Annotated in this window: 12 protein-coding genes; 7 read left to right on the forward strand and 5 right to left on the reverse strand. The window is 64.6% G+C overall.

Going from position 1 to position 12380, the window contains the following annotated elements:
• Positions 1-4: 4 nt before the first annotated feature.
• Positions 5-676 carry an OmpA family protein gene (locus tag XI09_RS17905; RefSeq protein WP_271568002.1) on the reverse strand — a complete coding sequence of 224 codons (672 nt, stop codon included), beginning with the start codon at positions 674-676 and terminating at the stop codon, positions 5-7.
• A 147-nt stretch (positions 677-823) separates the two neighbouring features.
• A complete protein-coding gene (locus XI09_RS17910) occupies positions 824-2368 on the reverse strand; it encodes a caspase family protein (RefSeq protein ID WP_271568003.1) in 1545 nt (514 codons plus the stop codon).
• A 422-nt stretch (positions 2369-2790) separates the two neighbouring features.
• Between XI09_RS17910 and XI09_RS17915 the strand changes: the two genes are divergently transcribed.
• The gene (locus XI09_RS17915) at positions 2791-3597 is read left to right on the forward strand and encodes an N-acyl homoserine lactonase family protein (RefSeq protein WP_271568004.1); all 807 of its coding nucleotides are present in this window, start codon (positions 2791-2793) and stop codon (positions 3595-3597) included.
• A gap of 237 nt (positions 3598-3834) precedes the next feature.
• Here the strand turns inward: XI09_RS17915 and XI09_RS17920 are convergent, their stop codons facing one another.
• Entirely contained in the window at positions 3835-4377 is a 543-nt protein-coding gene (locus XI09_RS17920) for a MarR family winged helix-turn-helix transcriptional regulator (RefSeq protein ID WP_271568005.1), read from the reverse strand.
• A gap of 110 nt (positions 4378-4487) precedes the next feature.
• On the opposite strand from XI09_RS17920, the gene XI09_RS17925 reads away from it, so the two are divergent.
• From XI09_RS17925 to fahA, 5 genes are all read left to right on the forward strand, one after another.
• Positions 4488-6146: an FAD-dependent oxidoreductase gene (locus XI09_RS17925; protein WP_271568006.1), complete on the forward strand. Its 1659-nt coding sequence runs from the start codon at positions 4488-4490 to the stop codon at positions 6144-6146.
• Between the two features lie 22 nt (positions 6147-6168).
• Entirely contained in the window at positions 6169-6393 is a 225-nt protein-coding gene (locus XI09_RS17930) for a DUF2783 domain-containing protein (protein WP_092192079.1), read from the forward strand.
• A 24-nt stretch (positions 6394-6417) separates the two neighbouring features.
• Entirely contained in the window at positions 6418-7374 is a 957-nt protein-coding gene (locus tag XI09_RS17935) for an MBL fold metallo-hydrolase (protein WP_271568007.1), read from the forward strand.
• A 2-nt stretch (positions 7375-7376) separates the two neighbouring features.
• On the forward strand, positions 7377-8723 hold the full coding sequence (gene hmgA / locus XI09_RS17940; protein WP_271568008.1) for a homogentisate 1,2-dioxygenase: 1347 nt from the start codon (positions 7377-7379) through the stop codon (positions 8721-8723).
• 126 nt (positions 8724-8849) lie between these two features.
• The gene (gene fahA / locus XI09_RS17945; RefSeq protein ID WP_271568012.1) at positions 8850-10121 is read left to right on the forward strand and encodes a fumarylacetoacetase; all 1272 of its coding nucleotides are present in this window, start codon (positions 8850-8852) and stop codon (positions 10119-10121) included.
• A 119-nt stretch (positions 10122-10240) separates the two neighbouring features.
• Here the strand turns inward: fahA and XI09_RS17950 are convergent, their stop codons facing one another.
• Positions 10241-10552: a DUF1272 domain-containing protein gene (locus XI09_RS17950; protein ID WP_271568009.1), complete on the reverse strand. Its 312-nt coding sequence runs from the start codon at positions 10550-10552 to the stop codon at positions 10241-10243.
• Between the two features lie 71 nt (positions 10553-10623).
• Positions 10624-11103 carry an Lrp/AsnC family transcriptional regulator gene (locus XI09_RS17955; protein ID WP_271568010.1) on the reverse strand — a complete coding sequence of 160 codons (480 nt, stop codon included), beginning with the start codon at positions 11101-11103 and terminating at the stop codon, positions 10624-10626.
• 121 nt (positions 11104-11224) lie between these two features.
• On the opposite strand from XI09_RS17955, the gene hppD reads away from it, so the two are divergent.
• The gene (hppD, locus tag XI09_RS17960; protein WP_271568011.1) at positions 11225-12343 is read left to right on the forward strand and encodes a 4-hydroxyphenylpyruvate dioxygenase; all 1119 of its coding nucleotides are present in this window, start codon (positions 11225-11227) and stop codon (positions 12341-12343) included.
• Positions 12344-12380 lie beyond the last annotated feature (37 nt).

The following is a 12380-nucleotide window of genomic DNA, read 5'->3' on the forward strand; positions in this document are numbered from 1 at the left end:
GTGCTTACTTCGATGCGGTGGTCTTGTTTTCCATGTTGACGACCTGCACGCGGCGGTTGACCTCGGCCATCGGCTGGCTCGGGTCCTTCAGCTTGCTCTTGCCGTAGCCGACGGTGACGAGGTCGGTCGCGGAGATGCTGTACTTCTCGACGAGGTAGCGCTTGATCGAATCCGCGCGGCGCTCCGACAGGTCCTGGTTGTAGGCCTCGCCGCCGGCGGCGTCGGTGTGGCCGGCGACCACGAAGGTCGATCCCTTCAGGTCGGGGCTGGTCAGCGCGCGACCGAGCGCCTGCACCGCAGACAGCGACTTGGTGCTGATATTGGCGGAGTTGTAGTCGAACGTGATCTCGAGATCGATGTTCGGCTTGTCCTTGGCGACTGATGCGATTTCCTCGCGCTCGGTCGACGACAGCGAGCGCGTCGAGCGGCCGCGCACGGACTGGATCAGCTTGGTCTCGGACGCGCTCGGCGCGGGGTCGGCCTGCGGCGCGATCGAGAGGCCGCGGGTCAGCGGCTTCTTCTGCGGCGGCGCCAGTGCGCGGACGATCTCGTCCTCGGTGACGTTCTTGCTGTTGCCGTCGTCGCCGGCGAATGCGGGTGAGGCCGGCAGCGACAGCGCCGCGCCAATGGCCATGATGGACAGGATTGCGGTAAGTCCTTTTGCAGCCGATCTCATTGCCAGTCCCTCCTGCGCAGCTGACCTGCGTGGTTCCATAATTCCTGCAATAGGCCCCCCGGGAAAGGCTGCCTGCGGCATCCGTCCTTTAGTCTGTCTTGGGCGGCCGAGGGTTCGAGGCGTCTGCCGCCTCAACTCAAAAAAATACTAGCGTACTCCGTAGCTTGCGAATTCCTGAACGATGTTCGGATCCATCGCCTTGGCATTGGCAATGTCCAGCGCTCCTTCCTGGGCGGAGCCGTTGCGCTGCTTGGCGAGGCCCCGTCCGTACAGCGAGGAGGTGAGGCGCGGATTGATCCGCAGGGCCGCATCGAAATCGGCGATGGCGTTCTTCACCGCTCCCGATTTCAGATTGACCAGCCCCCGGCTGTCCAGCGCATCGACGAAATTCGGCCGCAGCCGCAGCGCTTCGTTGCAATCTTTCAGCGCGGCCTGGAGATCGCCGACCACGGTGCGGGTCCAGCAGCGGTTGTTCAGCGCCTCGACGTCCTTCGAGTTGATCCGGAGCGTGTCGTCGAAATCCTTGATGGCGAGGTTGTAGGCGCCCTTGCTGGCATAGACCTGGCCGCGCCGGTACAGCGCGTTCACGTCATCAGGATTGGCCGCGATCTTGGCCGTCAGGCCCTTGATGGTGGGGTCCTCCGCCAGAGCGGCCGCGCTAGGCCCGGCGTCCGCGTTCGGCGCAGGAGCGGGATCGGCCGGTTTCGCCGGCGGTGGCGGTGGGGGCAAGGCGGCCTCGACCTGCGGCTTCGGTGATGGGGCCGGTACTGGCGGGGGCGCGGGAGCGGGAGCGGGAGCCGGTGCGGCTGCCGTGTCGGCCGGCTTCGGCGGCGGAGGCGGTGATGGCGGCGCGGGTGGTGCCGGCGGCGGGTTATTGGCGACGACGGCTGGCGGAGCGGGGGGCGCGGGCGGCGGCGTCGTTGTCGGGCGCGATCCGCCGGCTCCCGGGATGAACGAGAAATCTTCGGCCAATGAAGAGGATATCCACGGCACCTGCTCGCCGCGCGAGGCGCGGGTGACGCCCATCTTGGTGCGGTTCAGCGTCTCCTCGGCCATCAGGTCGGGGACGCGGATTTCCTTCAGCAGTTCCTGGACGAACAGGCTGTGCTCGCCGCCGGCATCCGAGACCACCGAGGCCAGCGCCGCCGAATACATCACCAGCGTGCCGTTCGGCGCGATGACCGGGGTCAGGCCGGCCGAGAAGCTGCGGAACCGGCGCTCGAACGGGTTGCGCCGGGAGGCATCGACCAGCGCGATCTTGACGCCGGCGCCGCGGGTGTTGAGCTCGCCGAGGACGGCTTCCAGGCTGAAACCGTCGCGGCGCACGTCGGATTCGGTCCAGATTTGCGCGTCGACCGGCAGCATGTAGCTCTGGCGCGCCGACTGGATGCCGAAACCGCTGAAGAATATCAGCGCCACCGAGCCCGGCTTGATCTTGCCGTAGAGCTTGTCGAAGGCGCGGCGCATGCCGTCGCCGGTCAGGTTCTCGCCGATTTCGACCGAAAAGCCGTCGCGCTTGAGCTCGTCGGCGATGTCGCGGGCGTCGTTGAGCGGCTCCTTCAGCGGGGCGTCCGCATCCGGATATTTGGCGTTGCCGATGACCAGCGCATAACGGTCGCCGGCCGCAAGCGACGGAGCGGTCGGGACGAGCGAAACGAGCAAGGGAAGAAGGAAAAGGAAGCGAATTTTCATAATCAGCGCGGTCCAGCCAAAAAGGCGCCGTTCCAGCTTGCGCCGCGGCGACCTTAACTTACGCAATGGGCATTATCAAACCGGGGAGAGGGGGCGTCAACCGCTTGGAGATTCGGCATTATCGCGACGATTGACCGCAACGCGTGGGCGCGCCGCGCGGGGAATAAGCGGGCCATCATGGTTGGGCTCGACGCGATCTGGTTCGGCATTGCAGCGGCCATGTCAGGACACCCATGATAGGGAGCCATGTTAGGGGAGTCATGTTTACGGGAGTCTTGGCGCCGAAAATGTGATTGGTCTCACATTGGAGCGGGCCGCCGCGCATCACGCGGGGCGTTTGACCTTTCCGGCGGACAATGGCTTGGTGCGCTCGTACCTCCCCGAGGGTCCACACAGAAAAAAGAAAAGCCAAAAGAAAAATCATGGGAAACGCCTACGAAATCTACGCACTGCGCTATGCGACGATGTCGCCGCGCACCCCGCACATGAACTTCCTGGCGCCGGATCCGCATGACAGTGCGGCGCAGGACCTCGATTATTTTGTCTGGCTGATCCGAGGGCAGGGCCGCGACATCCTGGTCGACACCGGCTTCAATGCCGAGGAGGCGAGTGCGCGGGCGCGCAAGCTGACGCTCAATCCAGTCGATGCGCTGGAGCGCTTCGGTCTCGCAGCGTCGAGTATTCGCGACATCATCGTGACGCATCTGCATTACGACCATGCCGGCAATCTCGACCGCTTCCCGAACGCGCGCTTCCATCTCCAGGAGCGCGAGATGGCTTACGCGACCGGCCGCTGCATGTGCAGCGGCCTGCTGCGACATCCATTCTCGGTCGAACACGTCACGCAGATGGTGCGCCATGTCTATGGCGAGCGTGTCACGTTCTATTCGGGCGATGGCGAGGTCGCGCCTGGCGTCACCGTGCACCGTGTCGGCGGCCATTCCGACGGCTTGCAGGTGGTCAAGGTCGAGACCGCGCGCGGGCCGGTGGTGCTGGCGTCCGACGCCGCGCATTACTACGCCAATCTCCAGCGCCGCAGCCCGTTTCCGATCGTCTACAATGTCGGTGACATGGCGCAGGGCTGGGAGACGATCGAGCGTCTCGCCGGCCACCCCGACAGGTTCATTCCCGGCCACGATCCGATCGTGACGGAGATCTATCCGCGCGCGAGCGACAAGGTGGACGTCTGGGCGCTGCACCTGCCGCCGTCAAAGTCGTTTGCGAAATAGCGACTGAGGCCTGCCCCATGCTCGTCGTCCCGGACAAGCGCGCCCAAAGCGCGCGTAGATCCGGGACCCATAACCCCAGGGAAGAGTTTGGCGCGACATTGCAACCGCGAGTCTTCGTGATCACGGCGTCCTGTGGTGATGGGTCCCGGATCTGCGCCTCGCTTCGCTCTGCTTGTCCGGGACGACGATTGAGTTTGGACGGCGCCGCGCTTCGCGCCTCCTCACCATGAGGGGCGGCTAATACGCCTGCTTGGCGTCGGCCTCTTCGCTGGTCTGGATCAGGTCGAGGCTCTGCTCGATCTTGCCGAGTAGCGCCGAGAGCTGCTTGCGCTCCTGCGCCGAGAGGCAGGCGAGGATTTCGTCCTCCCGCCGCAGCAATTGCGGGAACAGCTCTTCGTAGAGCACGCGACCCTTCTTGGTCAGTTGCAGGCGGAATTCGCGGCGGTCGGCTTCATTCTCGACCCGCTCGATCAGCGCTTCATGCAACAGCATGGTGACGGCGCGGCTGATGGTGGATTTGTGCGTGCGGGTGCATTGCGAGATGTATTGCGCGCTACAGGCATCGTTGCGGAAGCCGAGCGTCGCGATCACGCGCCAGGCCGGAATGTCGAGGCCGTGACGCTCCTGATATTCGACCGCGAGCGCGGAACTCACCTCCGCCGCAAGCCGGTTGAGGCGGAACGGCACGAACTTGAACAGATCGAGCCGTGTTTTTGGCCGCGGCGACGCCTCGCCCGCCTCTTGTCTCTTCAGCGCCGCATCGCTGGATGTTCTCGCCAAGGCTTGCGCTCCGAATTCCAGTTGACGGCCGGCCGGCTCCGGTCCAAAATAGTTGCACGTGAGACTATCTAGCAGATCAGCCCTCTCCTGACCAGAGCCGAGGTTAGCGCATGGCGCAGGTCGATACGCATCAGCCCAAGACCTTTCAAGCCAAGGACTTTCAAGCGAAGACCCAATTCGGCTATCGCCGCCACCCCGATCAGGATCGTCCCGGCCAAAGCCCGGCCGAGCATCCGGTCGTGGTTGTCGGCGCGGGCCCGGTCGGGCTGTCGCTCGCGATCGACCTCGCGCAGCGCGGCCAGAGCGTCGTCCTGCTGGATGATGCCGACCGCATCGGCGAAGGCTCGCGCGCGATCTGCTTCTCGAAACGTTCGCTGGAATATTGGGACCGGCTCGGCGTCGGCGACCGCATGGTCGAGAAGGGCGTGGTGTGGAGCGTCGGCCGCATCTTCCATGGCGAGTCCCAGCTCTACCAGTTCAACCTGTTGCCGGAAGACGGTCACAAGCGGCCGGCTTTCATCAATCTCCAGCAATATTACGCCGAGGCCTATCTGGTCGATCGCATCAGCGATCTGCCTGAGGTCGACCTGCGCTGGCGCAACAAGGTGACGGCGCTCGAGCAGCGCAACGATTCCGTCGCGCTGACGATCGAGACGCCGGAGGGCGCCTACCGCCTGCACGCGCAATATGTCGTCGCCTGCGACGGCGCACGGTCGTCGCTGCGGCAGATGGTTGGCGCCGAGTTCGCCGGCCAGGTTTTCGAGGACCAGTTCCTGATCGCCGACGTCAAGATGACGGCGGAATTTCCGACCGAGCGCTGGTTCTGGTTCGATCCGCCGTTTCATGCCGGCCGTTCGGCGCTGCTGCACCGGCAGCCCGACGACGTCTGGCGCATCGACCTCCAGCTCAATCGCTACGCCGATCCCGCCGTCGAGAAGAAGCCGGAAAACGTGCGGCCGCGGATCGCGCGCATGCTGGGCCACGACAAGTTCGAGTTCGAGTGGATCTCGCTCTACAAATTCCAGTGCCGGCGGATGGACCGCTTCATCCATGGCCGCGTGATCTTTGCCGGCGATTCCGCGCACCAGGTCTCGCCCTTCGGTGCGCGCGGTGCCAATTCGGGACTCGAGGACGCGGAAAACCTGTCCTGGAAGCTCGATCGCGTGCTGCGGAGCAGATCGCCCGCGAGCCTGCTCGAGAGCTACCATGTCGAGCGCAGCCTGGCGGCGGACGAGAACATCCGCGAATCCACCCGCTCGACCGATTTCATGGCGCCGAACTCGCATCAGGAGGCGCGGCTGCGCAAGGCGGTGCTGTCGCTCGCCAAGGAGACCGAGTTCGGCAAGCGCATGGTCAATGGCGGGCGGCTCTCGGTGCCGTGCAACTATGATACGTCGCTGTCGTCGCCCGATGCGGATGCGTGGTGCGGCGGCCCGTCGCCCGGTTGTTCCATGCCCGATGCGCCCGTCTCGTCGCGTGCGGGCGAGCAGACCTATCTGACGGACGCATTCCGCAAGGGTGGAACGGACTTCACCTTGCTGTCGTTCAGCAATGGCACGCAGATCGGCGCGCCCGAAGGCGTGAAGGATATCCGCATCGGCGGCGAGGGCGGACTTGCCGATCCCTCGGGCCTCGTCGCAAAGCGCTACGACGCCGAGGCGGGGACTGCCTATCTGCTCAGGCCCGATGGCTACGTTGCCGCGCGCTTCCGCCATCCGACGCATGAGGCGATTGTGGCGGCGTTGTCGCGGGCTCAAGGGCTGAATTGAAAGGCGTGAATTGAGGTTTGGTATGCCGCTGTCCACCAGTTCCAACTTCGCGCGGCCTGACGATGCCTTTCGCGCCATCGTCGAAGCGCATCGCGGCTTCACCGAGGAGCAGAGCGCCGATTTTGACGCGGCGCTGGTGCTGATCCTCGCCAACCATATCGGTGACATCGACGTGTTGCGCGAGGCGATCGGGCTCGCGAAGCGCCGCATGATCGACGGCCAGCAGCAACAACAGCAACAACAATAACCCTGTGACCTGAGGATGAATTTGATGGCGAAGAACTTCGCATCCACCGGCGATCTCGCGGAGAAGAAGATCACCTTCTCCGAGATCGGCCCCGATCTCTATGCCTTCACCGCCGAGGGCGATCCGAACACGGCCGTGATCGTCGGCGACGACGGCTGCCTGGTGTTCGACGCGCAGGCAACGCCGGCGATGGCGCGCAAGGTCATCGAGCGGGTCCGCACCGTCACCGACAAGCCGATCAAATATGTCGTGCTGTCGCACTATCACGCCGTGCGCGTGCTGGGGGCCTCCGCCTACAAGGCGCAAGGCATCGTCGCCTCGCAGGAGACCTATCGTCTGATCGAGGAACGCGGCAAGCAGGATTGGGATTCCGAATACGGCCGCTTCCCGCGCCTGTTCCAGGATGCGCAGAGCATTCCCGGCCTGACCTGGCCGACGCTGACCTTCGAGGGCGAGATGTCGATCTATCTCGGCAAGCGCGAGGTTCGCCTGATGCAGCTCGGCGCCGGCCACACCTCGGGCGACATCGTCGCCTGGGTGCCGGATGCGGAAGTGATGTTCTCCGGCGATCTCATCGAATATCACTCCGCCTGCTATTGCGGCGACGCGCATTTGCGCGAATGGCCGCTGACCCTGAACGAGATCCGCAACTTCAATCCCAAGGCGATCGCGCCGGGGCGCGGCGATGCGCTGAAGGGCACAGCCACGGTGCGCGAAGCCATCGCGATGACGCGCGACTTCGTCACCTCGCTCTATGGCGCAGCCGAAATCTCGGTCGCCAGGGGGCGCACGCTGAAGGAATCGATGGCCGCGACGCGCGAGGTGATGGATCCGAAATTTTCGAGCTTCGCCATCTACGAGCACTGCCTGCCGTTCAACGTGTCGCGCGCCTATGACGAAGCGTCGGGGATCGACGATCCCGTGATCTGGACCGACAAGCGCGACCAGGAGATGTGGGCCGCTTTGCAAGGAGGAGGATAGTCATGAACATCAATACCTCGCCCGATCAGATCATCCGCAGCTCGGCCCAGGTGACGCCGGGCTACATGTCCGGCTTCGGCAACAGCTTTGAGACCGAGGCACTGCCGGGCGCGCTGCCGATCGGGCGCAACTCGCCGCAGCGCTGCGCCTATGGCCTCTATGCCGAGCAGCTCTCGGGCTCGCCCTTCACCGCGCCGCGCGGCAGCAATGAGCGCTCCTGGCTCTACCGCATCCGCCCCTCGGTGAAGCATTCCGGGCGCTTCGAGAAGGTCGATGCCGGCCTGTGGCGCTCGGCACCGTGCCATGAATACGACCTGCCCATCGCTCAGATGCGCTGGGACCCGACGCCGGTGCCGAAGGAGGAGGTCACCTTCGTTCAGGGCGTGCAGACCATGACGACGGCCGGCGATGTGAACACGCAGGCCGGCATGGCCGCGCATGTCTATCTCATCACCAAGTCGATGGTGGACCAGCATTTCTACAATGCCGACGGCGAGCTGATGTTCGTGCTCCAGCAGGGCAACCTGCGCCTCGTCACCGAGTTCGGCCGCATCGACGCCGAGCCTGGCGAGATCGTGGTGATCCCGCGCGGTGTCAAATTCCGCGTCGAGATTCCGAACGGGCCGGCGCGCGGTTATCTCTGCGAGAATTACGGCGGCGCCTTCACGCTGCCGGAGCGCGGCCCGATCGGCGCCAACTGCCTCGCCAATGCGCGCGACTTCCTCACGCCGGTCGCGTATTACGAGGACAAGGACACGCCGACCGAGCTCTATGTGAAATGGGGCGGCGCACTGTTCAAGACGCAGCTCGCCCATTCGCCGATCGATGTCGTCGCCTGGCACGGCAACTACGCGCCGTACAAATACGATCTGCGCACGTTCTCTCCCATCGGCGCGATCGGCTTCGACCATCCGGATCCCTCGATCTTCACGGTGCTGACCTCGCCGTCGGAGACCGCGGGCACCGCGAACATCGATTTCGTGATCTTCCCGGAGCGCTGGATGGTCGCCGACAACACCTTCCGCCCGCCCTGGTACCACATGAACATCATGAGCGAGTTCATGGGCCTGATCTACGGCGTCTACGACGCCAAGCCGCAGGGCTTCGTCCCCGGCGGCATGAGCCTGCACAATTGCATGCTGCCGCACGGGCCGGACCGCGACGCGTTCGAGCACGCCAGCAACGGCGAATTGAAACCGGTGAAGCTGACCGGCACCATGGCCTTCATGTTCGAGACCCGCTACCCGCAGCGCGTCACCGCACATGCCGCGAACGCCTCGACGCTTCAGGACGATTACGCGGATTGCTGGAAGGGCCTGGAGAAGCGGTTCGATCCGAACAGGGCGTAACCTTGCCTACCACCCCTTCCGTCATGCCCGGGCTTGTCCCGGGCATCCACGTGTTGAAACGCAGAAGAAAGTTCGTGGATGGCCGGGACAAGCCCGGCCATGACGGTCTCAATTTCGGAGAGTTATGTGCCCCACCCCAACGACCCCAGCCTTCGCTCCTTCATCGAGGTCGATCCCGCCTCCGACTTCCCGATCCAGAACCTGCCCTATGGCGTGTTCTCGACCGCGGCCAACCCGACGCCGCGGGTCGGCGTCGCGATCGGCAATTACGTGCTCGATCTCTGGGAGCTCGAGCAGGACTCGCGTCTCGATGTCGGCGCGCTCGGCGTGTTCTCCGGGCCCTCGCTCAATCCGTTCATGGCGCTGGGGCCGAAGGTCTGGGCAAAGACGCGGGCGCGGATCAGCGAGCTCTTGCGGGCGGATCATCCGGAGCTGCGCGACAATGAGGAGCTGCGCAAGCAGGCCCTGGTGCCGATGCGCGATGCCAGACTGCACATGCCGTTCGCAGTCTCCGGCTATACCGATTTCTATTCGTCCAGGGAGCACGCCACCAATGTCGGCGTGATGTTCCGCGGCAAGGACAATGCGCTCCAGCCGAACTGGCTGCATATGCCGATCGCCTATAACGGCCGCGCGTCCACCGTCGTGGTCTCCGGCACCAACGTGAAGCGCCCGCGCGGGCAGTTGAAGCCGCCGAATGTCGACGTGCCGAGCTTTGCGCCGTGCAAGCGGCTCGATTTCGAGCTGGAGATGGGCGTGGTGGTCGGCCAGCCCTCGCCGATGGGCGGCATGCTGAGCGAGCAACAGGCCGAGGAGATGATCTTCGGCTTCGTGCTGCTCAACGACTGGAGCGCGCGCGACATCCAGCAATGGGAGTACGTGCCGCTGGGGCCGTTCCTGGCCAAGGCGTTTGCGACCTCGATCAGCCCGTGGGTGGTGACACGGGAGGCGCTGGAGCCGTTCCGCCTGAAGGGGCCGGAGCAGGAGCCGGTGCCGCTCGATTATCTCAAGCAGGCCAAACCGCAGAATTACAGCATCGAGCTCGATGTCTCGTTGCGGCCCGGCGGCGCGAACGCGCCAACGAGCATCAGCCGCACCAATTTCAAGTACATGTACTGGTCCTCCGTGCAGCAGATCATGCACCACGCCTCCTCAGGCTGCGCCATGAATGTCGGCGATCTTCTCGGCAGCGGCACCATCTCCGGCCCGGAGAAGAACCAGCGCGGCAGCCTCTTGGAAATCAGCTGGAACGGCACCGAGCCGGTCGAATTGCCCGGCGGCGTCAAGCGCTCGTTCCTGGAGGACGGCGACAGCCTCGTCATGCGCGGCTGGTGCCAGGGCAACGGCTATCGCGTCGGCTTTGGCGAGGTCGAGGGAACGATTCTGCCGGCGGAGTGAACTCATCGTCGCCACAAACTCCGTCATTGCGAGCGCAGCGAAGCAATCCAGAGTCTTTCCGCGGAGGGATTCTGGATTGCTTCGTCGCGAAGGGCTCCTCGCAATGACGTGGAGAGAGTCTACCGCCTCTCCGGCGGCACGTCGCGTATCCGCGCGCAATGCGCCGCGACGTCCTCCGCACTGTATTTCAGATGCACCCGCTTGTCCGACGGCGCCTGCCTGGTCGTGCACACGCCCGGCCGCCATTCCTGCGTGGGGCGGATCGGGCGCGGGGCAAAGCCGCCGCCGCAGTTCGGGCAGACGTTGGAGAGCTTGGTCTCGACGCAGTCCGCACAGAACGTGCATTCGTAGGAGCAGATCCGCGCATCCGTTGCATCAGGCGGGAGGTCGCGGTCGCAATATTCGCAGTTCGGTCGAAGCTGGAGGGCCATGGTCGAATCTCCGGATCGGCTGGATCATCGCAGACGGTGCGTGACGCGCGAATGCCGTAGTTCCCTCGATTTCAGCCAGGCTTCAGCTCCCTCAGCGGCAGCCGCGTGCTCTCCTTCAGCCTGTCGAGCACGATCGAGGAGCGCACATGCGCCACGCTCTGGTGCGGCATCAAGACGTCGTTGACGAGGTTGGAGAGGCCCTTCAGGTCGCGCAGCACGGCTTTCAGCACGTAATCGGCATCGCCCGTCAGCGAGTAGGCCTCCTGGATCTCGTCGATGCGATTGACCAGCGCGCGGAAGCGCTTGGAATTGTCCGGCGAGTGGGTCGCGAGCCCCACCTGGATGAAGGCGATCACGCCGAAGCCGAGCGCCTCGCTGGAGAGATCGGCGTGATAGCCCGATATCACCTTCTCCTCCTCCAGCCGCATTCGCCGGCGCGAGCATTGCGAGGCCGAGAGGCCCGCGAGCTCGGCAAGCTCCTGGTTGGTGAGGCGGCCATCGTCCTGGAGCGCGCCGAGAATCTTGAGGTCGAAGGCGTCCACCGAAATCATGCGCGCTTTATCCATTTGATGCACGGATCGTGCATATGATAGTCAAAGAGCGTTCCGTTTGCACGCCCCTTGCGCGTCCCATGAAGGATAGTTCCTCCCAGCAGCCATTTGGGAGAGCAGCATGGGTCCGTTTCCGCACGATGCACCGCCGGCCACGATCAGCGCCGACAATCCGATGGGCACCGACGGGTTCGAGTTCGTCGAATATGCGCATCCCGATCCGGGCGAGCTGCACGCGCTGTTCAAGCTGATGGGCTATGCGCCCGTCGCGCGCCACAAGACCAAGGCCATCACGGTCTATCGCCAGGGCGACATCAACTATCTCGTCAACGAGGAGCCCGGCACCCACGGCTACGATTTCGTCGCCGCGCACGGTCCCTGTGCGCCGTCGATGGCGTTTCGCGTCGTCGATGCGAAGGCGGCCTATGACCGCGCGATCGCGCTCGGCGCGGAGCCGGCGGATGTGTCATCGGCGCAGAAGACGCTCGACGTACCAGGGATCAAGGGCATCGGCGGCAGCCTGCTGTATTTCGTCGACCGCTACGGCGCCAAGGGCTCGGCCTATGATGACGAGTTCGAGTGGCTTGGCGCGCGCGATCCCCAGCCCGTCGGAGCCGGCCTGTTCTATCTCGACCACCTCACCCACAACGTCCATCGCGGCCGCATGGATGTCTGGGCCGGCTTCTACGAAAAGCTGTTCAACTTCCGCCAGATCCGTTTCTTCGATATCGAGGGACGCGCGTCGGGCCTGTTCTCGCGCGCGCTGACCAGCCCCGACGGCAAGATCCGGATTCCGATCAACGAGGATGCCGGCGAGTCCGGCCAGATCGAGGAATATCTGCAGACCTATCGCGGCGAAGGCATCCAGCACATCGCCTGCGGCTGCCGCGACATCTACCGCACCATCGAAGGTCTGCGCGAAGCCGGCCTGCCCTTCATGCCGTCGCCGCCAACCACCTATTTCGAGCGGATCGATGCCCGCCTGCCCGGGCATGGCGAGGACATCGCGCGGCTCCGGACCAACGGCATCCTGATCGACGGCGAAGGCGTCGTCGACGGCGGCCAGACCAAGGTGCTGCTCCAGATCTTCTCGGCCAACGCGATCGGCCCGATCTTCTTCGAGTTCATCCAGCGCAAGGGCGACGACGGCTTCGGCGAGGGCAACTTCAAGGCCCTGTTCGAGTCGATCGAGGAGGACCAGATCCGGCGCGGGGTGCTGAAGGTGGACGACGCGGCGTAGGCTTTCGCTGTTGCCTGCATTGCCGCCTCATAACAGG

The sequence above is a fragment of the Bradyrhizobium sp. CCBAU 11386 genome (assembly GCF_028128955.1).
GTDB lineage: Bacteria > Pseudomonadota > Alphaproteobacteria > Rhizobiales > Xanthobacteraceae > Bradyrhizobium.

What these genes read in the sequence shown, in the direction of transcription:
- XI09_RS17905 (WP_271568002.1), bottom strand. Translation starts at nt 676, where the DNA reads ATGAGATCGGCTGCAAAAGGACTTACCGCAATCCTGTCCATCATGGCC.
- XI09_RS17910 (WP_271568003.1), bottom strand. Translation starts at nt 2,368, where the DNA reads ATGAAAATTCGCTTCCTTTTCCTTCTTCCCTTGCTCGTTTCGCTCGTC.
- XI09_RS17915 (WP_271568004.1), top strand. Translation starts at nt 2,791, where the DNA reads ATGGGAAACGCCTACGAAATCTACGCACTGCGCTATGCGACGATGTCG.
- XI09_RS17925 (WP_271568006.1), top strand. Translation starts at nt 4,488, where the DNA reads ATGGCGCAGGTCGATACGCATCAGCCCAAGACCTTTCAAGCCAAGGAC.
- XI09_RS17930 (WP_092192079.1), top strand. Translation starts at nt 6,169, where the DNA reads ATGCCGCTGTCCACCAGTTCCAACTTCGCGCGGCCTGACGATGCCTTT.
- XI09_RS17935 (WP_271568007.1), top strand. Translation starts at nt 6,418, where the DNA reads ATGGCGAAGAACTTCGCATCCACCGGCGATCTCGCGGAGAAGAAGATC.
- hmgA (WP_271568008.1), top strand. Translation starts at nt 7,377, where the DNA reads ATGAACATCAATACCTCGCCCGATCAGATCATCCGCAGCTCGGCCCAG.
- XI09_RS17950 (WP_271568009.1), bottom strand. Translation starts at nt 10,552, where the DNA reads ATGGCCCTCCAGCTTCGACCGAACTGCGAATATTGCGACCGCGACCTC.
- XI09_RS17955 (WP_271568010.1), bottom strand. Translation starts at nt 11,103, where the DNA reads ATGATTTCGGTGGACGCCTTCGACCTCAAGATTCTCGGCGCGCTCCAG.
- hppD (WP_271568011.1), top strand. Translation starts at nt 11,225, where the DNA reads ATGGGTCCGTTTCCGCACGATGCACCGCCGGCCACGATCAGCGCCGAC.